General features: G+C 53.5%; 25 protein-coding genes. All 25 read right to left on the reverse strand.

What is annotated here, in order from left to right; all coding sequences use genetic code 11:
• Positions 1-31: 31 nt before the first annotated feature.
• The 25 genes from trpE to der all read right to left on the reverse strand — a co-directional run bounded on the left by trpE (position 32) and on the right by der (position 20,745).
• The gene (trpE, locus tag NYE24_RS08320; RefSeq protein WP_036698123.1) at positions 32-1,585 is read right to left on the reverse strand and encodes an anthranilate synthase component I; all 1,554 of its coding nucleotides are present in this window, start codon (positions 1,583-1,585) and stop codon (positions 32-34) included.
• A 354-nt stretch (positions 1,586-1,939) separates the two neighbouring features.
• Positions 1,940-2,311 carry a chorismate mutase gene (gene aroH, locus NYE24_RS08325; RefSeq protein WP_036698124.1) on the reverse strand — a complete coding sequence of 124 codons (372 nt, stop codon included), beginning with the start codon at positions 2,309-2,311 and terminating at the stop codon, positions 1,940-1,942.
• Positions 2,305-3,408: a 3-dehydroquinate synthase gene (aroB, locus tag NYE24_RS08330; RefSeq protein WP_342478465.1), complete on the reverse strand. Its 1,104-nt coding sequence runs from the start codon at positions 3,406-3,408 to the stop codon at positions 2,305-2,307. Before aroB ends, aroH begins: the two co-directional genes overlap by 7 nt.
• A gap of 1 nt (position 3,409) precedes the next feature.
• A complete protein-coding gene (gene aroC / locus NYE24_RS08335; RefSeq protein WP_036698126.1) occupies positions 3,410-4,579 on the reverse strand; it encodes a chorismate synthase in 1,170 nt (389 codons plus the stop codon).
• 183 nt (positions 4,580-4,762) lie between these two features.
• On the reverse strand, positions 4,763-4,939 hold the full coding sequence (locus NYE24_RS08340; RefSeq protein WP_179090429.1) for a hypothetical protein: 177 nt from the start codon (positions 4,937-4,939) through the stop codon (positions 4,763-4,765).
• A gap of 206 nt (positions 4,940-5,145) precedes the next feature.
• Positions 5,146-5,949 (reverse strand): protein-glutamate O-methyltransferase CheR, encoded by an 804-nt coding sequence (locus NYE24_RS08345; protein WP_036698127.1) that lies wholly within the window; start codon positions 5,947-5,949, stop codon positions 5,146-5,148.
• Positions 5,950-5,976: 27 nt separating this feature from the next.
• Complete coding sequence (gene ndk / locus NYE24_RS08350) at positions 5,977-6,420, reverse strand: nucleoside-diphosphate kinase (protein WP_036698128.1); 444 nt, start codon at positions 6,418-6,420, stop codon at positions 5,977-5,979.
• Between the two features lie 132 nt (positions 6,421-6,552).
• Positions 6,553-7,521: a polyprenyl synthetase family protein gene (locus NYE24_RS08355; RefSeq protein WP_036698129.1), complete on the reverse strand. Its 969-nt coding sequence runs from the start codon at positions 7,519-7,521 to the stop codon at positions 6,553-6,555.
• On the reverse strand, positions 7,518-8,378 hold the full coding sequence (locus tag NYE24_RS08360; RefSeq protein WP_036698130.1) for a menaquinone biosynthesis protein: 861 nt from the start codon (positions 8,376-8,378) through the stop codon (positions 7,518-7,520). The genes NYE24_RS08355 and NYE24_RS08360 overlap by 4 nt, the downstream gene beginning before the upstream one ends.
• Positions 8,379-8,381: 3 nt before the next feature.
• On the reverse strand, positions 8,382-8,984 hold the full coding sequence (locus tag NYE24_RS08365; RefSeq protein ID WP_036698131.1) for a flavin prenyltransferase UbiX: 603 nt from the start codon (positions 8,982-8,984) through the stop codon (positions 8,382-8,384).
• Positions 8,981-9,856, reverse strand: a complete 876-nt coding sequence (locus NYE24_RS08370) for a UbiA-like polyprenyltransferase (RefSeq protein ID WP_036698133.1) — start codon at positions 9,854-9,856, stop codon at positions 8,981-8,983. Before NYE24_RS08370 ends, NYE24_RS08365 begins: the two co-directional genes overlap by 4 nt.
• Positions 9,849-10,601, reverse strand: coding sequence for a demethylmenaquinone methyltransferase (locus NYE24_RS08375; protein ID WP_036698135.1), 753 nt, complete (start codon positions 10,599-10,601; stop codon positions 9,849-9,851). Before NYE24_RS08375 ends, NYE24_RS08370 begins: the two co-directional genes overlap by 8 nt.
• Before the next feature lie 3 nt (positions 10,602-10,604).
• On the reverse strand, positions 10,605-11,474 hold the full coding sequence (locus tag NYE24_RS08380; RefSeq protein WP_036698136.1) for a heptaprenyl diphosphate synthase component 1: 870 nt from the start codon (positions 11,472-11,474) through the stop codon (positions 10,605-10,607).
• 114 nt (positions 11,475-11,588) lie between these two features.
• The gene (locus tag NYE24_RS08385; RefSeq protein ID WP_342478466.1) at positions 11,589-12,128 is read right to left on the reverse strand and encodes a hypothetical protein; all 540 of its coding nucleotides are present in this window, start codon (positions 12,126-12,128) and stop codon (positions 11,589-11,591) included.
• Positions 12,129-12,234: 106 nt separating this feature from the next.
• Entirely contained in the window at positions 12,235-12,483 is a 249-nt protein-coding gene (gene mtrB, locus NYE24_RS08390; RefSeq protein WP_051478165.1) for a trp RNA-binding attenuation protein MtrB, read from the reverse strand.
• Between the two features lie 102 nt (positions 12,484-12,585).
• A complete protein-coding gene (locus tag NYE24_RS08395) occupies positions 12,586-12,858 on the reverse strand; it encodes an HU family DNA-binding protein (protein ID WP_019909963.1) in 273 nt (90 codons plus the stop codon).
• Between the two features lie 355 nt (positions 12,859-13,213).
• Positions 13,214-14,692 (reverse strand): stage IV sporulation protein A, encoded by a 1,479-nt coding sequence (spoIVA, locus tag NYE24_RS08400; RefSeq protein WP_036698141.1) that lies wholly within the window; start codon positions 14,690-14,692, stop codon positions 13,214-13,216.
• Positions 14,693-15,135: 443 nt separating this feature from the next.
• Positions 15,136-15,891 carry a DUF3939 domain-containing protein gene (locus NYE24_RS08405; RefSeq protein WP_342478467.1) on the reverse strand — a complete coding sequence of 252 codons (756 nt, stop codon included), beginning with the start codon at positions 15,889-15,891 and terminating at the stop codon, positions 15,136-15,138.
• 53 nt (positions 15,892-15,944) lie between these two features.
• Positions 15,945-16,313, reverse strand: coding sequence for a 2Fe-2S iron-sulfur cluster-binding protein (locus NYE24_RS08410; RefSeq protein WP_235218503.1), 369 nt, complete (start codon positions 16,311-16,313; stop codon positions 15,945-15,947).
• A gap of 24 nt (positions 16,314-16,337) precedes the next feature.
• A complete protein-coding gene (locus tag NYE24_RS08415; protein ID WP_342478468.1) occupies positions 16,338-16,967 on the reverse strand; it encodes a hypothetical protein in 630 nt (209 codons plus the stop codon).
• Between the two features lie 68 nt (positions 16,968-17,035).
• Positions 17,036-17,215, reverse strand: a complete 180-nt coding sequence (locus tag NYE24_RS08420) for a DUF2768 family protein (RefSeq protein ID WP_036698144.1) — start codon at positions 17,213-17,215, stop codon at positions 17,036-17,038.
• Positions 17,216-17,413: 198 nt separating this feature from the next.
• Positions 17,414-17,689, reverse strand: coding sequence for a stage VI sporulation protein F (locus NYE24_RS08425; protein ID WP_036698146.1), 276 nt, complete (start codon positions 17,687-17,689; stop codon positions 17,414-17,416).
• Positions 17,690-17,756: 67 nt separating this feature from the next.
• Positions 17,757-18,797, reverse strand: coding sequence for an NAD(P)H-dependent glycerol-3-phosphate dehydrogenase (locus tag NYE24_RS08430; protein ID WP_036698147.1), 1,041 nt, complete (start codon positions 18,795-18,797; stop codon positions 17,757-17,759).
• The gene (gene plsY / locus NYE24_RS08435; protein ID WP_036698148.1) at positions 18,790-19,407 is read right to left on the reverse strand and encodes a glycerol-3-phosphate 1-O-acyltransferase PlsY; all 618 of its coding nucleotides are present in this window, start codon (positions 19,405-19,407) and stop codon (positions 18,790-18,792) included. The genes NYE24_RS08430 and plsY overlap by 8 nt, the downstream gene beginning before the upstream one ends.
• Before the next feature lie 12 nt (positions 19,408-19,419).
• Positions 19,420-20,745 (reverse strand): ribosome biogenesis GTPase Der, encoded by a 1,326-nt coding sequence (gene der, locus NYE24_RS08440; RefSeq protein ID WP_036698150.1) that lies wholly within the window; start codon positions 20,743-20,745, stop codon positions 19,420-19,422.
• Between the last annotated feature and the right edge of the window lie 15 nt (positions 20,746-20,760).

The raw sequence follows: 20,760 nt of genomic DNA on the forward strand, positions 1-20,760 counted from the left end.
TCTTCTGATCTCATCTCTGCTAATTCCCGGTTCACGGGGTATATTCGTACATATAATCCTGGTTAATGACTTGCTTCTCCTTCACCTCAGCGGGGAACATCGCTTCCGCCATACGGATTGCCTTCAGCATTCCTTTGGCCTTGTTCACCGTCTCCTCATATTCCTTCTCCGGCACGGAATCCCAGACAATCCCTGCTCCGGCCTGCACATAAGCACGGCCCTTGCGGAAGATAATCGTGCGGATCGTGATGCAGGAATCCATGTTCCCGGAGAAGCCTAGATATCCGATTGCCCCGGCATAAGCGCCGCGGGCTTCCCGCTCCAGCTCAGCAATAATCTCCATCGCCCGCAGCTTCGGCGCTCCCGATACCGTACCTGCCGGAAGGCAGGAGAGGAAGGCATCGAAGAAATCCTTATCCTCGGCCAGCGTTCCGGTCACATTCGAGACCAGATGCATGACATGCGAGTATTTCTCGATCTCCATGAATGTATTGCATTTCACACTGCCGAATTTCGAGACCCGCCCCAGATCATTGCGGCCCAGGTCTACAAGCATCAGATGCTCCGCACGTTCCTTCTCGTCCTCCATCAGCTCTGCGGCGAGCTGATGATCCTCTGCCGCCGTCGCTCCGCGCGGCCGGGTACCGGCAATCGGCCGGGTCTCCACCCGTCCGCCATCCACCTTGACCAGCGCTTCCGGCGAGGTGCCGACGATGATCTCTTCATCCATTTTCAGATAATACATATAGGGAGAAGGGTTCAGAATGCGCAGCATCCGGTACACATGCAGCGGAGAGACCTCTGTCTCGATGTGCATCCGCTGTGACAGCACCACCTGGAAGATATCTCCGGCACGGATGTATTCTTTGGCCTGCTCTACGTTGCTTATATACTGCTCCTTTGTGAGATTCGAGTGAATCTCTCCAAGCTCAATATCCTGCGGAATGCTGCGGCGGTTGACGTTCTCCTTCGGGCCTTCCTTTTGCAGCTCTTCTGCCAGATTCACTAAGCGATTGCTCAGTTCCTCGTAGTTAGCCCGGATATCCGAATCCGTATCGCCATCCTTAATATGAAGATTACCCACCAGCAGGATCTGCTGCTTCACATGATCGAAGACGATAATACGGTCACAGAACATAAAACGGATGTCATCCATATTCAGGTCATCTACCGCATGTGCGGACAGCTTCTCATAATACTGCAGCAGATCATAGCCGAAGAATCCGATGGCTCCGCCCGTGAACGGCGGCATGCCGTCCAGCTTGGGACTGCGGTAGGAACGGAGTAGCGCTTTCAGCTCCTCGACAGGTTTGCCGGACAGCTGTTTTTTCTCGCCGCCAACCTCCACCTGGATCTGCCCCTTTTTGCCGGAGATCATCAGGAACGGATCACTGCCGATAAAAGAATAACGCGCCCATTGAATGCCGCCCTCTACACTCTCCAGCAAAAATGCGCGATCCTGCTCTGCAAACCGCTGGAACAGCCGGATCGGCGTTTCCATATCAGCCAGCAATCTTGTTACGACCGGGATCAGATTATATTCGCGCGACAGCGACACCACTTCTTCAATGCTCGGATTCGTCACTTGGGTAACCTCCTAGGGGGATAACGGATATTGTCCGAAATACAGAAAAACCTCTACCGGAGTAGAGGTTTGTTGATAGTCAGTATGTGAATTAGCGCCTCGGACCGGCATGAACAAAGCCGAATGCAAGAGATTCCTCGATGGATACAGGGATAGCGCAGATGCAACTTATCATAAGTTACGGCTATACAGGTATGCCAAAAAAGAACACTGACAATTAAGGGTCTGTTCTGCTATAAGTCCTACACTCTGCTCAACTATACTCTACTCAACTCATTCTAAACTCTGCTTTACTCGGCTAACTTCACTATACATGATGACGGTAGTCATTGACAACCCCGTAACTATAATTTATTACTTGCTCTGTGAGAGATCCGGGCGAAGCCGCTGGGCTTCATTCAGATAGACATGCCGGATATCGCGCTGGGATTTGTCGGTGTTCACCTGCACCATCAGGCGGATGCAATTCGGCAGGCTGCCCTTCACAGGGATCTCCACGGAACACATCAGCGGAACCATCTCCCAGCCTTCAATCTCGCGGATCGCCCGTGCCGGGAAGGTCGCATCCAGATCCGTAGTCATCGTAATCCACACACTGCAGATATCCTCTGCGATCACATCATTACGCTCCACAATTTCCCTCAGCAGGATCACCGTTTCACGTAGAATTTCTGTCTCTTCATTCTGGGTTACGGTCGTTGCACCGCGTATGCCCCGGTTCACCATGGGCTCCCCTCCTTCTTAAGCTGGGCTATGACCTCTGATACATCGCTTGCCTGCACATCACTGATGATGCTAACTTCACCAATGGCCTCCGGCACGATAAAAGTCATTCGGCCTTCCTTGAATTTCTTGTCATGCATCATCGCTTCCATCAGCTCTTCCCCGCTATACTGCAAAGGCAGCCGGGTGGGCAGCGACAGGGCGGTGAGCATGGATACGGTATCTTCGTAGATCTGTCTGTCCCGGCCCAGCTTCGCTGCGAGCAGAGCAGATCCGGCCATCCCGATGGCAATCGCCTCTCCATGCAGGAAGGTTCCATAGCCGCCGACAGCTTCGATGGCATGTCCGATGGTATGCCCCAGATTCAGAATCGCTCGCTGTCCGTGCTCGCGTTCATCACCGCCGATTACATCCGCCTTGATGGCACAACCGCGTTCCAGCGCATATCCCAGCGCCCCGGGGTCCAGTGCCAACAACTCGTCCGCATTCGCCTGGCACCAGTAAGCGAACTCACGGTCCAGGATCAGCCCGTGCTTGACCACCTCAGCCAGGCCTGAAGCGACCTGCCGGGGTGGAAGCGTAGTTAAGGTGTCCAGATCATATACCACCATAGACGGCTGATAAAAGGCACCCAGCATATTCTTGGCCAGCGGATGGTTAACGGCCACCTTCCCGCCTACACTGCTGTCATGGGCGAGAATGGTCGTTGGAATCTGCATGAACCCGATTCCCCGCATATAAGATGCGGCAACGAAGCCGGCCAAATCGCCAACAACTCCCCCGCCAAGCGCCATCACGGCTGAGCTGCGGTCCAGACCGCCTTGAATGGCAGTGGTAATCACTTCTTCATAGACGGCTAGTGACTTCGAAGCTTCACCCGCCTGAATGACATGGCTGACCACCGTATATCCGCTGCTGCGGAGAGAGGCCTCCACCTGCTCCAGATAACGCGGGGCTACTTCTGTATCACTCACCACCAGGAGCGGGCTTCGCTGCGCGAACCCGGCTTCGGTGCAGCGTTCGCCGATACTCTGCAGCAGACCGCTGCCGATATAAATCGGATAAGAACGTTCGCCTAAATCCACAGTAATGCTGCGCATCTTAGTAGCTCTCCAGCTGAGCCAGGTAATTATTATAGTTCGCGCGGATCTCTTCCAGAGAGTCCCCGCCGAATTTGTCCAGGAACGCCTTGGCAATCTCCCAGGCTACTACACTCTCCAGTACGACACAAGCCGCCGGAACTGCACAGGCGTCTGAGCGCTCCACCTGGGCTGTGAACGGCTCCTTCGTATCGATATCCACACTCTGCAGCGGTTTGTACAGCGTCGGGATCGGCTTCATTACCCCTCTAACGACCACTGGCATTCCATTGGTCATTCCACCTTCGAACCCGCCCAGCCGGTTGCTCGCCCGGTAGTAACCCTGAGAGGCTTCATACATAATCTCGTCATGGACCTGTGAGCCGCGCAGCCTCCCGGCTTCGAAGCCGATCCCGATCTCCACGCCCTTGAAGGCATTGATCGACATCACGGCTCCGGCGATGGCACCATCCAGCTTGCGGTCGGACTGTACATAACTGCCAAGGCCAATAGGCAGACCTTCGACAATACATTCCACAATCCCGCCGATGGAGTCGCCCTCTTCCTTGATCTTGTCTATGTAAGCCTCCATCTTCTGCTCCGTTTCCTTGTCCACTACCCGCACAGAGGATTCTTCAGTCCGGGCAATCAGCTCATCGATAGGCAGATCGTTAGCAGGTGCTTCAATCTCTCCGATCCGGATGACTTGTCCGGCAATCTTCACTCCGAAGGCTGCAAGCAGCTGACGGGCTACTCCGCCTACGGCTACTCTTGCTGCCGTCTCACGGGCGCTGGAGCGCTCCAGCACGTTACGCAGATCGGTATGATTATACTTAAGTCCGCCGTTCAGGTCCGCATGACCGGGACGCGGACGGTTTACCCGGCGCTTCTCTTCGTCACTGCCCGGAATCGGCTCAATGTTCATAATGTTCTTCCAGTGTGTCCAGTCCTTGTTCTCCACAATGAGCGCTACAGGAGCTCCGGTAGTATAGCCGTGGCGTACACCGCCGGCAATCTGGGCAGTATCCTTCTCAATCTGCATCCGGCGTCCGCGGCCGTAGCCCTTCTGTCTCCGGTGCAGCTGGAAATTAAGCTCTTCAAAATCAAGTGTCAAATTACTGGGCAATCCCTCAATAATGGCTGTAAGCTGGGGGCCGTGCGTTTCCCCCGCTGTTAAGTAGCGTAAACTCATGCTGCGTTCCCCCTTCACACTTTTAGACTGTAAACCGCTAAAATGTTAAATGTCTTTGCTTATTATAGTATAGGCTCCCCGCTTTGACAAGAAAGCAATAGACGGAACAGCCGCTGCCTGCTATACAAAACAAGCGCCGCTCCTGCTCTTTCGAGTAGAAGCGGCGCTGCTGTTCTCCTCCGTTCAGGAGCCTGTCTCCAGACTGTCGCTGCCTGGTGCCGGAAGGCGGCCGCCGGTTCTGCCCTCTTCCGCAGTGAGCAGGCTCTGGAGCTGCAGCTCCTCAATGCCGAGAATCTGCCCGCATTCGCGGACGGTGAGGAACCCCCGCCGGTACGCGGTGATGACCTTGCTTTTGTCCATCTGGGTTAACGACCTTTCACTTGGCGTTAGGTTTCTTGCTACTTCCCAGTATCACTGAAAAACACCAAAAGTATACCCTGCACCAAGGGAGACACAAGTGGAAACGGATATACCGTCCTTTTCAGGGACGGTTCGTTTCAGCGAGAAATAGAAGGATAAGTTATCGAGTGAAACGTATAATTCCTTATATTTCCAGAAGACAGATGCTATTTCTTGCGGTAGAAGAAGGTTTCAGTCGATTCAAAGCCATACTGCGCTGGTGTGAAGATCTGCTCCGTACTGCCTACGAACAGATAGCCTCCGGGCCGCAGACTGGCCGAGAATTTGTGATACAGCTTATTCTTGGCTTCTTCGGTGAAGTAGATCATGACATTGCGGCAGATAATCAGATCGAAGCCTTCGTCGAATTTATCCAACAGCAAATTCTGCTTGCGGAAATCGATATTTTTCTTCAGTCCTTCACTGACCTTGAAGACTGGGCCTTCTGGGGTGAAATACCGGTCTGCCACATCTTTGGGCACATCCTTCAAGGAGCGCTCCAGATAGATTCCCTGTTTCGCTTTGGCCAGCGCCCCGTCATCAATATCTGTTGCCAGAATTCCGGTCTGGGCCAGAATATTCTTGTCCGAGAGAATCATCGCCAGTGTATAGGGCTCTTCCCCCGTCGAACAGGCAGCACTCCATAGCTTCAGTCTGCGGCCGGAACGCTGAAGATCCGGCAGAATCACATCCCTCAATACTTCCCAGCGGTTCGGATTCCGCCAGAATTCAGAGACATTGATCGTCATGCGGTCCAGAAACTCATAGAATAGTGTCTTGTCCTTCATCATGGCCGCATAGAATTCGTTAAAGGTGTTGAACCCGTTCTTCATACGGAGCGTCGTCAGCCGACGCTTCATCTGTGCTTCCTTATACTGCGCAAGATCAATGCCGGTGCTTTGTTTGATATTATGAATAAATCCGGTGTAATCAGGGTCTGGGGTTAATGAGGATTCGTCTCGTTCAGCCATAATTTTCTCCTGTCTCCTGCCTGGATCTTACATCCAGGCCGCGATGTCTTTATGATACTGTGCCAGCTCATCCGGAGCGAAGAAATTGGCGATTTCACGTGCTGCACTGTCCGGTGAATCCGATCCGTGGATCAGATTAAGCGGAGTGTGGCTGGCATAATCCCCGCGGATGGTGCCCGGCAGGGCCTCACCGACTTTAGTTTTGCCGATCAGGAGACGGGATAATGCGATGACATCATCCCCTTCCCATACCATGGCGAACACAGGGCCGGAAGTGATGAAGCTTACCAGCTCCGGGAAAAAATTCTTGCCGTCATGCTCCGCATAATGCTTCTTGGCCTGCTCCTCAGTAACGGTAATCAGCTTGGCAGCGACCAGCTTGAATCCCTTGTCTTCCAGACGGGCAACGATGCGTCCGATTAGTCCGCGCTGTACACCATCCGGTTTGATCATCAGATACGTTTGTTCCATAGAGTCACTCTCCAATTTCCCTTATTCTAAATGAATGGGCGGTTTATGGTCTGATATTATCAGAAACCCCGGCATCTGTGAACGTAAATTTGCAGGTGTGTTATAAGACAAGTAGAAACGGCTCTTATATTTTCAATAAGCCCGGCCGGTCACGAAAAAGGCGATATCGCGCAAATTGCGCTTCGTCCGGTTGCTGGGCAGCTGCTCCAGCGCATCAAGTGCCTTGGCGATATAACGGGAAGCCAGCTCCTCTGCACGGGAGATCCCGTCGCCGGAGAGAATCAGATCAATCGCGCGCCCGACCCCGCTCTTCCCTTCACGAATCGCTTCAAGCTCTTCCAGCAGGCGGCCGCGGAGCCGCTCATCCTGCAGACTGTAGATGACAGGCAAAGTGATGTTCCCCTGCCGCATATCGCTTCCGGGCGGCTTGCCAATTTGCTTCTCCGTTCCGGAGAGATCGAGCAGATCATCACGGATTTGAAACGCCATCCCAACGTTATATCCGTAATTATAGAGGAGCCTGGCAGTTCCCGGCTCCGCATCTGCAGCCAGAGCGCCAAGCTGACAGCTGACAGCAATCAGCAGTGCTGTCTTCCGGCGGATTCTCCGCAGGTAATGGCGCACGCTCTGTCCGCTGTTGAAGAAGTCGCGGATCTGCTCCATCTCTCCGATGGACATCTCTACCATGGCTTTGGAGAGAATCTGATGAATCAGGGGATTCTTCAGCCCTGAAGTCATCACAAGTGCCTTGGCATAAATATAGTCACCGGTGTACATGGCGATCTTGTCGCCCCATTTCGCCTTGACGGTAGGCTCTCCCCGCCGGAGCTCCGCATCGTCAATGACATCATCGTGGACCAGCGAGGCGCTGTGAATCAGCTCCAGCGGAATAGCGACACGCTTCAGCTTATCGAGATCATAGGTCCCGAATTTGCCGCCCATCAGAACGAATACCGGCCGGAGCCGCTTGCCCCCTGCTCTCAGCAGATGCAGCGAAGTCTCGCTCAGCAGGTCATCATCCCCCTGGACACTGCGGTACAGCTCTTTCTCAATCTGATCCATATCTTTGTTCAGCAAGCCGAATATTTGCAGTCGCTTCATTCTTTCACCCGTGTCAGCAGATTGTGGCTCCAAAGCTCCATCTTCACTTCCTGCGGCAGCAGGCCCATTTCATAGGCATAGCGGAAATAGAGGTTCAGACCTTCCTGCTGCCTTTCCCCAAAGTCATAACATAAATTACGGAAGTAATCTCTCCAATAGGAGGCCGTGCCCCCGATCGTACAGCAGGCTTCGTGAATTACCGGTCCCAGATCATTCAGGCCGCGTCTCTTGCTCCGCTCGAAGGCTTCAGCAATCTCAGCAATAGCCTCAGGATTCCGGGCTGCAGCCTTGCGGTTAACCGCCCATACAGCAAAGGTCATACTGTGGCCGGTCCATTCCTTCCACAGCTCACCCAGATCCGTCACTTCATAGCCCTGATCCTGCCAGGAGGCGCGGATGGCATGGTCGCCGATCAGGAGACCAGCATCCGCCTGCTGCATCATGGTATTCAGATCGGGATTGCTGCTGATGTACTCCGGGCTGGCCCTAAAGGCCTTGTGCATCAGGATCTTCAGCAGATTGACCGAGGTAGCCGAGGTGTTCGTCACGGCTATCGTTCCGCTGCCAATCTGCTGTAGCGGCTTTTTGGAGAAAAGAAATATCGACCGCACCGGACCATCCGCGCTGACAGACAGACCAGGCAGCAGCAGCAGCCGGTCGCTGGCCGCTGCGTAAGCAAAGGAGGATAAAGCCCCGACATGAATATCTCCTGCTGCCATGCCCTGGTTAAGCACAGCAGGCACCTCACTCACCATTTCAGCAGGAAAGCTTAAAGCAGAGGGATCGAAATAATGATAGACCGGCCATGAATTGGTATAGCTGATTTTGCCGATGACGGTGTGTTCCAGGTCTGTCATCCTTCATTCCCCCCATCTGCGAAATAAAGTATGCTCAATTCCGAAGCTATCGAGTACCTTGCCCACCATGAAATTGATCAGATCATCCATCGTGGCAGGACCGTAATAGAACGCCGGCATTGCCGGAATCAACTTGACACCCATTCGCGACAGCTTCAGCATATTCTCCAGGTGAATCGCGTGCAGTGGTGTCTCCCGGGGAACCAGAACCAGCGGACGCCCCTCCTTCAGCATGACATCCGCAGCCCGCGTCATCAGATTGTCCGAGCTGCCATGCGCTACAGCAGACAGTGTTCCCATCGAGCAGGGCATAATAATCATCCCCTCTGTCCGGAAGGAGCCGCTGGCAATCGAAGCGCCGATATCCTGTACCGGGTGGTACACAAGAGAACCGGGATAGCTGCCGAACTGCTCGTTCAGCAGTCCTTCCCGGTCAGTTACGGCATAGCCCAACTCCTCTTTGAAAACACGCCAGCCTGCATTACTGACAACCAGATGTACTGTATAACCGAGGGACAGCAGGGTCTCTGTCAGCCGGATGCCGTAGATTGCCCCGCTCGCACCGGTAATGCCAACCACTAAGTTCTTAGGCTTAAGTTCGGTCATTTGTAGAACTGCACCACCAGGTCAATCAGAGTAAAGGAAAAGACCACAATGCTAAGCACGCCGTTCATGGTAAAGAAGGCGGTCTGCAGCTTGCTAAGATCACCCGGAGACACAATGTAGTGCTCATAGAAAAGTATAATGTAAGCAATCACCATGCCGGCCACATACCACCAGCTCAGATCCGTGATGAACAACAGGGAGATGAAGCCCAGGGCTGTCAGCAGATGAAAAACCTTGGCAATGCCCAGCGCACGGGCCACCCCGAAGCGCACCGGAATCGAATACAGACCTTCCTTGCGGTCGAAGTCCACATCCTGGCAGGAGTAGATGATATCAAAGCCTGCTGTCCAAAATACGATCGTGAAATAGAAAATCATAGCAGTCGAGTCTACCGTTCCTGTAACCGCAACCCAACCGCCGAGAGGCGCAAGGGCAATCGTAAGCCCGAGAATCAGATGACAGGCCCAGGTAAAGCGTTTGGTGAAGGAATAGATGACCAGCAGAAAAACAGCAATCGGCAGCAGCTTCGCTGACAGCGGATTGAGCCTCAAGGCTGCCCAGAACAGCAAAAAGAACGAGAAAGCGATGAACAGCGATACCTCTCCAACCTTCAATAATCCTGCCGGAATGGCTCTACCCGCTGTCCGGGGATTCTTCGCATCACTGATCCGGTCGATCAGCCGGTTAAGCCCCATAGCCGCGCTGCGTGCGCCGAACATAGCAACAACTACCCATCCGATCTGGCTCCAGGAGGGCAGTTCCCCGAACATAACTACTGAACCAAGCAAAGCCCCCATAAAGGCAAAGGGTAAAGCAAAAACCGTGTGCTCAAATTTAATCATTTGTAGAAAAATACCGATTTTCTTAAACATTACAGTTCTCCTTGAGTCCAAGATGTAACGCCGCGATGCCACCATTCAAGGGGAACGATTCCACTTTTGTAAGTCCGGTATCCCGGAAGATCTCCTCTAATTGCTTCCTGTCCGGGAAGAGTGCCAGTGATTCAGGAAGCCATTTATATTGCTCATACCGCTTGGCGAACAGCCTGCCGAGCAGAGGAAGCACACGCTGGAAATAAAAATAATAAATACCTTTGAACGGCTGCTTCATCGGCTTCGACAGCTCCAGGCATACCACCATACCGCCTGGCTTCACCACGCGCTTCATCTCGTTTAGTACCTGAACAGGATCAGGCACATTACGAAGTCCAAAGCCGATCGTCGCGTAATCGAAGGAATTATCACCGAATGGCAGCTCCATCGCATTCCCCTGAATCAGGGAGATACGGTCCTGCAGTCCGCGCGCCTCCACCTTGCGCCGTCCCACCTCCAGCATGCCTGCGCTGAAGTCCAGTCCCATAACATTTCCGTTCTCGCTCGCATCAGCTAGGGCAATGCTCCAGTCGCAGGTACCGCAGCACAGGTCCACTGCCGAGTCCCCCCGCTTCATGCCCATCTTGCGCATGGTGAACTTCCGCCAGGCCTTATGGCGCCGGAAGCTCAGAATATCATTCATCAGATCATATTTGCCGGCAATGCTCTCAAATACCGAATGGACAAATTGCTCCTTCGGCTTCTCGCCTTGCCCGCCTGTTACGGTAGCTTTATCTACTGTCATTCTCTAACCCTCCACGGCAGCTTGTCCGGAAATTTTCATTTGCAGAAGCAGGCGGTCCAGTGCTGATCTAAGCTGACCCGCCAGTTCCTCATCCCTGATGCTCTGCAATAACGACTGAATGGACGCAAGCGAACTATGTAGCTTGTCCGTCAGCAGTGTATCACATTTGCACCTCAGCTTCAGCTTCTGCCAGTCCTTGGGGTCCAGAGTCTGCCCCTTAAGACGCTGACGCTCCTCTTCGGTCGCCGACTCCATCACCTTCCAGTAAGCATAGCCCGTAAGCGCACTTCCCGGAGCTGCCCCCCGGCGCAATTCCTGGGCTGCAGTCTCACACTGGCTGAATTCGGCCAGCAGCTTCTGCCAGACGTCTCTCAGGGACTCTTCAATCAGCGGTGTAAAAGAAAGAAACAGCCGCATATTGAGCTGTACCGTGTGCTTCAAGTATTGTTCGGCCGGGACAAGCGTTCCGCTCATCTTGCCGTAAAGATTGGCCTTCATCACATTGAAATCAGCGATAGCCGCGCTGAGCGTGCCCACCATTTCAATCTGACCTTGCTTCGCGAGCAGATGGTAGAACCAGCTGCTGAAATAATCACCGGCCAGAACCTTCAGCTGGCGGGTGCGCATAATATCGCCGCCGGGTTCTTCATGATTCCGGTCAATGCTCTCATGTGTATCCAGTCCAAGCTGGACGAGTCCAGTCACCAGGGTGAACAGTTCTGCCTGCTGGAAGTCTGCCCCCCGGCCTCTGCCGAGAAAAATATATAACAAATGACCCCGCCCGTCTGAGAACGGCGGCAGTTCCGTATGCCGCTGAATCATATCGTAGTCGGTGTAGGGTTTAGCCAGTTGCGGTATGCGGTACGGTTTCATTTTAGCCTCCGAAGCCATTGACGTTTGTCAAACTCATTGTTCACAATCTTGTCTATTATATCACATGTTTTTTTGTCACGCACGGGTGGAGCCTTCTAGTTTCAATTACCCGGTTCAGGGATAAATGAACTGTTTTTTCCACAGCTCACTTTCGCTAATGCGGAAGCCGTTCTTCAGCGAATCGGGAAGAGGCGAATTGCCTGCGTTCTCCAGCGCCTCCTGCATCAGGGGAGTCCACTCGCTGCGGCGGATATCACCGGCGAGGAGCAGGCGGCGGGTATCCAGCCACCTGTCCTCTGCCACCACACGCAGCAGCAGCTGGTCCACGTTCGAGGTCTCCTGAATTGCGAACCCGATAGCCAGAGCCATATTGCGGTACAGCTCCTGCGGTTCGTGGGCATCACCGTTCACCTTGAGATCGAGAGACAATACCCGGTTCTCCCAGCCTGCCTTGTCAATCATCAGACTCAGCGGAATCTCACTCAGCGCATCTACCAGATTGTCATTCTCCAGTATGAGGCCATCCGGACCTATCGTCTGTACTGCGCTATACTTGCTCTGGGCAGTTATAACGTTGCCGGCCAGTTGCGGCAACAGCAAGGTAGTAGCCGCACTAAGCAGCAACGCCGTTCCGATCAGCCAGCTCCGGTTCATAACATGCCCCCTACTCATAGTTTCCGCTGCTATGCAGGATTATACGGCGCCGCGGATCGGCCCTTACCTAGTTATATTTTGAAAAAAAGCAGGCTATGCCTGCTTTTCAGCTTTCACTCTCTAATTGTCCGTGTTTGCTCCAAATTTCAGCCTTGCCGCGGATTTTCATTGCTGAGGTGTGATCGGTGAATTGGGCAATGAGCACCTCGCCTTTGTCCAGCTTCTCCGTATGGTGAAACCGTGTGTCCAGCCCCCGGGTCAGCCCGATGACCTGAACACCGTTCTCCTTGGCCTTGACTACGATATAGTCGCTGCCGGACGGTGCAGGATTCACTTCATTCTTCTTCTCAGTCATTGTAATCCTCCTCAAAGTTTATGAGCCTTTCAAAAACAAATGCCGCCCTGGAAGGCGGCATCGTTGGTATTCAAGGACTATGGGGCAGATATGTAGAAATCTTTATTTGATTCCGTCTTTCAGCGCTTTACCGGGTTTGAATGCCGGTACTTTGCTTGAAGGAATTTCGATTTCTTCACCAGTCTGCGGGTTGCGACCTTTACGTGCGGAACGTTCGCGCACTTCAAAGTTTCCGAAGCCAACCAGCTGAACCTTATCGCCGCTTTGCAGTGCACCTGTGATTGCTTCAAAAACAGCATCTACCGCTTTCGTAGCGTCTTTTTTGGGAAGTTCAGTTGCTTCTGTAACTACGTTGATCAAATCTGATTTATTCATGTCTTCTCACCTCCCTGGTTAAAAGTTCCGGTATCATACACTGTTTCCGTTTCAACGTAAAATATACGTGATAATCCCGTTTAATACTAGATACTGGCACCTCTCTTCTAGAAGCGCAACAAACTTATAGTAATACAGCCCAACCATAATATCAAGGCGTTCCTCAAAAAAGGAGCAGAAAGTAGCAGGTTCCCCTTCATTCCGCTGCAATTGCGCAGTCTATTACTACCAGTTATGCCGTAAAAGCGGAAGCTTTCCAGGGAAATCCCCCCTTTTTTCTCGCTAGCAGCGAAAGGGCCCGGAAATAGCAAAAGAGCGGGAAATACTCCCGCTCCAAAGGACAAGCTCATTTCATTTAAAGGATGATGGCGATCAGTCCGCCCGAGCCCTCGTTGATAATCCGGCCCAGCGTTTCCTGCAGCTTGTAGCGGGCATTATCCGGCATCATCGCGATCTTGCCCTGAATACCCTCACGGACTATGGAATGCAGGGACCGGCCGAAGATATCGGATTCCCAGATTTTGATCGGGTCATTCTCAAAGTCCTGCATCAGATAGCGCACCAGCTCTTCACTCTGTTTCTCCGTACCGATGATCGGCGAGAACTCCGACTCGACATCCACCCGGATCATATGGATCGACGGTGCCGTAGCCTTCAGCCGGACTCCGAAGCGGGAGCCTTGACGGATCAGCTCAGGCTCATCCAGCGCCATCTCAGCCAGAGAAGGTGCGGCGATACCATACCCCGTGGTTTTGACCATTTCCAGCGCTTCTGAGAAGCGGTCATATTCACGCTTGGCGTGGGAGAAGTCCTGCATCAGCTGAAGCAGGTGATCCTTGCCGCGAATCTCGACCCCGACTACCTCCATCAGCACCTGATCATACAGCTCTTCGGGAGCGTAGAGGTCGATCTCGGCTACCCCCTGGCCCATGTTCATCCCGCTGAGGCCTGCCCGGTCGATGAAATCATATTCAGTAAACTGGGAGACCAGGCGGTCCACATCGCGCAGACGGCGGATATCTTTCACGGTATCACGGACAGAGTTCTCATAGCTGCTGCGCAGCCAGTGATTCTCGCCCAGCACCATCACCCAGCTCGGCAGATTAACATTAACTTCATGTACAGGGAATTCATACAGCACTTCACGCAGTACACCAGTCACATCATCCTCGGTCATATTGGCAGCGCTGAGCGTCATCACCGGAATATCATATTTGAGGGCAAGCTCACTGCGGAGCTGCTGGGCTTCCTCGCTGCGCGGCCGGGTGGAGTTGATAACCAGCACGAACGGCTTGCCGACCTCCTTCAACTCGGCGATCACGCGCTCTTCTGAATCTACATAAGAGTTCCGCGGAATCTCGGCAATCGTACCATCGGTAGTGACTACCACACCCAGAGTAGAGTGCTCCTGAATTACCTTGCGTGTCCCGATTTCAGCCGCTTCCTGGAAAGGAATCGGTTCCTCAAACCATGGGGTCGAGATCATCCGCGGACCATTCTCATCCTCATATCCTTTTGCGCCTTCCACTGCATAGCCTACACAATCGACCAGCCGGACGTTAACCTCCAGTCCTTCGGCCACCTTAATCTGCACCGCATTGTTGGGTACGAATTTAGGCTCGGTAGTCATAATAGTTTTGCCTGCCGCACTTTGCGGCAGCTCATCAACCGCTCTTACCCGGTCTGCTTCACTGGTGATGTTCGGCAGAACAATCGTTTCCATGAAGCGTTTGATGAATGTCGATTTCCCCGTGCGAACCGCGCCGACGACGCCAAGATAAATGTCTCCGCCGGTACGCTCGGCAATGTCCTTGAAAATATCCACTTTTTCCAAAAGAGATCCCCTCCTCATATTACTCCGAAGAAAAAATGCCTGAAGAGCATCGACTTCGCGTTCCGCCGGCAAACTGACCCTTGCAGGACAACCACCGGACTAAGCTTTGCCCGCCCGAAGCCTAGCTTACTTGCCTGAGGCGAAGCAAGGTTGCCCCGCGCTAAACTCCGAATGCTCGGACATGCATTTGGACTAGTATCATCATATGTATCCTTAACGGATTTATGACAAGCGTCCGCGCATTTTTGCATCTGAAATTTCGTATATCCTATCTAGCTCACCAACGCGTCAAGACGCCCGGAAGTCTTCTCATCAAGTCTATGAGAGCGGCCCGCAGCCTAGAACTACTATCCTTTCTGAGACCCCGCATACTAAAAAATAGCAAAAAAGCAGCAATCCCCGCCCTCGGAGAATTGCTGCTTTAAGTTTATAATAGTGTACCGCTATTCCTGCGGAGCCTGGGGGACAGGACGGCCCTGGGCCCACAGATAAGGCAGAGACTTGACGGGGACATAGTAGGAGGCTTGCTCCAGCTCCAGACGCAGATCGCGCTCTGCCTTAGGCACACTGCCGTTCTTATCGATAGCCGAGGAGATATCCGCGCCGTAATCCACGTAGACCGTCCCGCTGCTATCCATCAGGAATTCTAGCGGCTGGCCCGAATATACGCTAATTAGCTTGATCGTTCCGGTCCCTGCCTGTTTGCCGTCAATGGATGCAAGGCCCGGATACAGCTCCTCCCCCGCCGGAAGCTTCCCGCCGTGTGCAGACTTATAGAGGTTCACCTTACGCTGGATATCGTTAACCTTCTGCACAGTCACCAGATCCATCAATTTGACCTGAGGGTCGGTCTCCTCATCCAGCACCAGAAAATGGGCGCTCCCGCCCTTCTCGAACGCCGCCGCCGGGATCTCATCCAGGTATCCTTCCTGCTGGAGCTTATGCAGGTCAATCACAAATTTCTCGTATCTGGGCGTGGCCTGATCACTGGTCAAGATCGGCAGAAGCCCTTTCTGCTTCTGATAATCATCTACCGCCGCCTGCACCCGCTTCACACTCTCGCGGTACCCGCTGCCGGGATGCTGCTGTTCCTTGGGATACATGCAGCCGCCTAGAGATAAGACCAGCAGGACAAGCAGCAGCAGCATTGACACCCTCTTCCGCCCCTGCCGGAGCTTCACCGTGTGCATCGAGTCCATCCGCAGGGCTCCTCTCTGTTCACTTCTGTGCGCATATGCACCAGGGGTCTCAGCTACCATAGCTCCTCCGCTTCTCCACGGCGCGCCGCTTCCAGTCTGCGGCGGACGGCCGCCTTCAGAGGGTCCTCGGGAATATGCACCCGGACATCGCTCCATACAGCGGCCTGACAGGCCAAGCGGACACCTTCATCCAGCAGGCTGCCAAGCTTGCGTTTCTCTGCCTCTGCAGGAGGTCTAAGTGCTCCATCCGCATTCTCTACGGACACTTTGCACATCATGCACCCTGCCTTGCCCCCGCAGCGGGTAGGCAGAACGATTCCGGCTTTGCGCACAGCCTCCAGCAACGAAATCCCAGGCTTGACGGAAGCTGTGCGTTGTTCCGGAAGGAAAGTGACCGTTATTCGTGATTTAGCATTCATCATACAGCCTCCTTCCTTGGATTCAGGTTATATACGCAGTGATTCAGATATCCCCAGCAGCTCGTCCAGCCTCGGCTGCAGACCGGCCTTCAGATGGTTCTCCTCAATGAGCTGCTCCAGGAGCGGCAGATGGCCTGCTGCATCCCGTTTGATCAGCTCCGCAATAGCATGGCAGCGTTCGTCCCTGCCGCGCAGGAGATTGAAGATCAGCTCATGGACAAGCGGCATCAAGGCCAGCCTGCCAACCCCTTCGTACGTACATTTCGGGGCATTGGGCTGCAACGTCCTGATATCCACTGAATATTGCCCGGAGCCGCCGCCGATCCTGAATCCGCCCACCAGCTCAACCTTCACCTCCCCGATGAAGTAGAGTCCGCGCAGGGAGTAACAGCCTCCGCTATGATCCTCTTCCGGTGCGCAGACAGTGTACCTCAGCAGTGCCTGATGAAGCTTCGCGGTATCCTCCAGATCACAATAGAGGTCAATATCGCGCGGAGCAGCACTGAGCTGAACCCCGTGCAGCAGCAGGCCGCAGCTCCCCCCCAGCAGCCACACCGGCGGCTTGCCAGACCCCATACTATCTAGTTCTTCCGCTATTCTGCCAAGTGCCGTCTCAACCACATAGGGAATTCCTGAACCGGCCATCGATTTACACACGCCCCATCCCTGTAAAATCAGTTAATGATTCTGTCAGAAATACGTCTGCCTGAGTATAATGTAAATGCTTACATAATTGAAGCGGCCCCGCCAAGAACTCCGATCAGCAGGATGACAAAAGCAATGACCGATAAAACAGCTCTAAGCAGCCCCTTCGTCTTACTGCGTGCAAAAGTAATCAAAAAAACGGATAAGCCCATAATCAGTACCGCAATCAGTGATAGCCACATTTTTGTCATCGGGTCCATAGGTCATGCGCCTCCCATTCACTTTATCCGGATTGCGATTATTATAGCGTGAAACGCGGCATTTTTTAAGTATTAATTTACAGATTAGACCCCGTGGATTAAAAAAGGGCATCAACCGCGGAATCAGCTTACCTTCCGGAGTTATGCCCAGTCTGAAAAGGAGCCATCCCGGCAGGAATGGCTTACTTCAAGGATATTCTATTTTTTCAGCATCATTTTCATTAAAGACTCCATCGTACCGGAACCGGCGCCGCCTTTTTTAACAGCATTGACGATCTCCTGCACGGTAGCCTCGCTGACCGGCACTTTAGCCATAGCGGATACCTGTTTAATTAACTGGCGGAGCTGGGCTTCATTCTGTGTGGTGCCCGGCTTAACCGTACCGGCCAGCTTTTTGATGGCACCTTCTGAAATGTTTTTGCCCGTCTTCTTGTTGATGGCGTTCAAAGCATCCTTGGAAAAATCTCTGCTCACTGTTCATCCCTCCTCCGTCAATCCCCATTAACAACATATGAGATATTCCGGCAAAAGGTGAACGTGATCAGGAATGCCACTGCTCCCAGGTCTCCTGGGAAATGGCCTCCATTTCCGTCTTGCGGTCACGGCCCATAAGAGCTTCCACAGCATTACGCGGTGTTCTGCCCTTGAATAGCACATGATAGATCTGGTCGGTAATCGGCATCTGTACGCCCAGCTTCAGCGAGATCGCATAAGCAACCTCAGTCGTCCGGATGCCTTCGACAACCATCCCCATCGAGTCCAGCACCTCATTCAGCGGCTGGCCCTGGCCCAGCATGGAGCCCGCACGCCAGTTCCGGCTATGCTGGCTCGTTGCCGTTACGACCAGGTCACCGAGTCCGGCAAGGCCGGAGAAGGTTAAGGGATTCGCTCCCATTTCCACACCGACCCGGGAGATCTCGGCCAGGCCGCGGGTAAGCAATGCTGCCTTCGCGTTGTCCCCGAAGCCCAGCCCGTCAGATAGCCCGGCACCCAGCGCGATAATATTCTTCAGTGCACCAGCCAGCTCTACCCCTAGCTGATCCCTGTTGGTATACACACGGAAGTCATTGTTAATGAACAGCCCCTGTGCCGCCTTGGCACGGCCCTCATCCGGCGAAGCCACTACGACCGTGGTCGGACAGAGCCGCACCACTTCTTCAGCGTGACTCGGTCCGGAGAGCACCACAATATCTCCTTCACCGCAGCCCAGCTCTTCGGAGATCACTGTGGACATCCGCTTCATGGTCTCGGTCTCGAAGCCCTTCGTGGCATGAATGCAGAGCATATCTTCCTTCCAGAACGGCTTAAGGCTATGCGCCACCTGGCGCATTCCGGAAGAAGGCGCCACAATGACTACCGCCTTCGAACCGGAGACGGCAGTCTCCATGTTCGTGGTGGCAATAATATTCCCGGGGAGCTTGATCCCCGGCAGGAAATGATGATTCGTATGTGCTTCGTTAATCTCGGCAGCCTGCTCAGGCTTTCGCGTCCACAGATAAACCTCCGAGTGGTTAGCCGCCAGCACAGTAGCCAGCGCAGTTCCCCAACTGCCCGCGACCAGCACGGTTACTTTATCAGACAACGCGATTCCCCTCCTTGGCTTTGGAGCCGATTTTGTTCTCACGGCCCTGCGAGATCTTCACGATATTGCTGCGGTGACGCCAGAAGGCGAACACTACAATGATCAGGCTTCCCCATAGCTCCGGGGTCGTATGCTCCGTGAAGAGCAGACACACTGGAGTCAGAGCCACAAAGATCAGCGAGCCCAGCGAGACATACCGTGTAAGAACAATAGCAAGAATGGCAATCGCCCCGGCAATCACTGCAGGCCAGAATACCAGTGTAGCCATCACGCCAATCGTCGTTGCGATCCCTTTCCCCCCGCGAAAGTGAAAATAGACCGGCCAGTTATGCCCGATGATGGCAGCGAGTCCGCAGACCACTGCGACCCAGCTTCCCCATCCACCGGCCCATGTGCCAAGCCAGACTGCGGCAATTCCCTTCAGTACGTCCAGAAACAGCACCAGTATGGCCGGTCCCTTCCCCATCACACGCAGTGTATTGGTCGCTCCCGCATTGCCGCTTCCATATTGGCGGATATCAATCCCCTTAAGCAGCCGGGCGAGCAATACACTGAAGCTGATGGAGCCAAGCAGATAGCTTATAACGATAACCAGAAGTTCAAACGCCACTACTCTTCTCCCCTAACCTTCGTTCTCGGATTTGCGCCGTGTAAAGAGGCGGATCGGTGTCCCCTCGAAATTGAACGCTGCACGCAGCTTGTTCTCCAGGTAACGTTCATAGGAGAAGTGCATCAGCGAAGGATCATTGACAAATACCACGATGGTCGGCGGCTTCGTTGCCACCTGGGTGACATAGTTAATGCGCAGACGACGGCCTTTGTCCGTAGGCGGAGGATTAATTGCCACGGCATCAGAAACCACATCATTCACAAGATGGGTGGTAATCCGCAGGGCATGCTGTTGGGCCACATGCTGTACGACAGGCAGCAGCTTCTGCAGACGCTGTTTCGTAAGCGCAGACAGGAATACCACCGGAGCATAGCTCATGAACAGGAAGTGATCGCGGATGTTGCGTTCGAAGTTCTGCATCGTCTTGTCGTCTTTCTCAATGGCATCCCATTTGTTGACGACAAAGACCGAAGCCTTGCCCGCATCATGGGCATACCCGGCAATATGCTTGTCCTGGTCGATGATGCCTTCTTCGCCGTTGATTACAACGAGTACAACATCAGCGCGCTCAATCGCCTTCATAGCTCTCATTACACTGTATTTTTCTGTGTTCTCATAGACCTTGCCGCGTTTGCGCATGCCCGCTGTATCGATCAGCACATAACGCTGTCCATCCCGTTCGAACGGCGTATCAATCGCATCGCGTGTAGTCCCCGCAACATCACTGACAATAACGCGTTCTTCGCCCAGAATCGCATTGACCAGTGAGGATTTACCCACATTCGGACGTCCGATCAAGGCCACACGGATGACATCTTCATCATATTCCTCGTCAACCTTGTCTGGCAGACGCTCAACAACCGCATCCAGCAGATCGCCGATTCCGGTTCCGTGACTTCCTGAAATTCCGATCGGATCACCAATTCCAAGGGTGTAAAATTCATAAATATCTTCGGTACGCTTCATGTTATCCACTTTATTGATAGCTAGAACGATCGGCTTGCCGGAGCGGAACAGAATCTGCGCCACTTCCTCATCCGAACTTGTGAGTCCGCTCTTCGCCTCGCACATGAAGACGATCACATCCGCTTCCTCAATCGCCAACTCCGCCTGAACGCGGATGGATTTTAGAATAGCGTCTTCTCCGTCAATCTCAATCCCTCCAGTATCAATGACACTGAAAGATTTGCCGTTCCAGTCGGAGACTCCATAAATCCGGTCACGTGTAATCCCCGGTTTATCTTCTACGATGGCCAGTCTATCGCCAATCAGCCGGTTAAAGATCGTCGACTTTCCGACGTTAGGCCTGCCGACAATGGCCACTACGGGTCTTGCCATTTTCATTCCTCCTGT

Origin of the sequence: Paenibacillus sp. FSL H7-0350 (assembly GCF_038593195.1) — a bacterium.
Lineage (GTDB): Bacteria > Bacillota > Bacilli > Paenibacillales > Paenibacillaceae > Paenibacillus_AQ.

Excerpts from the sequence above, each read along its gene's own strand:
- aroH (WP_036698124.1), bottom strand. The coding sequence starts at position 2,311 with ATGGTGAACCGGGGCATACGCGGTGCAACGACCGTAACCCAGAATGAA.
- aroB (WP_342478465.1), bottom strand. The coding sequence starts at position 3,408 with ATGCGCAGCATTACTGTGGATTTAGGCGAACGTTCTTATCCGATTTAT.
- aroC (WP_036698126.1), bottom strand. The coding sequence starts at position 4,579 with ATGAGTTTACGCTACTTAACAGCGGGGGAAACGCACGGCCCCCAGCTT.
- NYE24_RS08340 (WP_179090429.1), bottom strand. The coding sequence starts at position 4,939 with ATGGACAAAAGCAAGGTCATCACCGCGTACCGGCGGGGGTTCCTCACC.
- NYE24_RS08345 (WP_036698127.1), bottom strand. The coding sequence starts at position 5,949 with ATGGCTGAACGAGACGAATCCTCATTAACCCCAGACCCTGATTACACC.
- ndk (WP_036698128.1), bottom strand. The coding sequence starts at position 6,420 with ATGGAACAAACGTATCTGATGATCAAACCGGATGGTGTACAGCGCGGA.
- NYE24_RS08355 (WP_036698129.1), bottom strand. The coding sequence starts at position 7,521 with ATGAAGCGACTGCAAATATTCGGCTTGCTGAACAAAGATATGGATCAG.
- NYE24_RS08360 (WP_036698130.1), bottom strand. The coding sequence starts at position 8,378 with ATGACAGACCTGGAACACACCGTCATCGGCAAAATCAGCTATACCAAT.
- NYE24_RS08365 (WP_036698131.1), bottom strand. The coding sequence starts at position 8,984 with ATGACCGAACTTAAGCCTAAGAACTTAGTGGTTGGCATTACCGGTGCG.
- NYE24_RS08370 (WP_036698133.1), bottom strand. The coding sequence starts at position 9,856 with ATGTTTAAGAAAATCGGTATTTTTCTACAAATGATTAAATTTGAGCAC.
- NYE24_RS08375 (WP_036698135.1), bottom strand. The coding sequence starts at position 10,601 with ATGACAGTAGATAAAGCTACCGTAACAGGCGGGCAAGGCGAGAAGCCG.
- NYE24_RS08380 (WP_036698136.1), bottom strand. The coding sequence starts at position 11,474 with ATGAAACCGTACCGCATACCGCAACTGGCTAAACCCTACACCGACTAC.
- NYE24_RS08385 (WP_342478466.1), bottom strand. The coding sequence starts at position 12,128 with ATGAACCGGAGCTGGCTGATCGGAACGGCGTTGCTGCTTAGTGCGGCT.
- mtrB (WP_051478165.1), bottom strand. The coding sequence starts at position 12,483 with ATGACTGAGAAGAAGAATGAAGTGAATCCTGCACCGTCCGGCAGCGAC.
- NYE24_RS08395 (WP_019909963.1), bottom strand. The coding sequence starts at position 12,858 with ATGAATAAATCAGATTTGATCAACGTAGTTACAGAAGCAACTGAACTT.
- NYE24_RS08405 (WP_342478467.1), bottom strand. The coding sequence starts at position 15,891 with ATGGACTCGATGCACACGGTGAAGCTCCGGCAGGGGCGGAAGAGGGTG.
- NYE24_RS08410 (WP_235218503.1), bottom strand. The coding sequence starts at position 16,313 with ATGATGAATGCTAAATCACGAATAACGGTCACTTTCCTTCCGGAACAA.
- NYE24_RS08420 (WP_036698144.1), bottom strand. The coding sequence starts at position 17,215 with ATGGACCCGATGACAAAAATGTGGCTATCACTGATTGCGGTACTGATT.
- der (WP_036698150.1), bottom strand. The coding sequence starts at position 20,745 with ATGGCAAGACCCGTAGTGGCCATTGTCGGCAGGCCTAACGTCGGAAAG.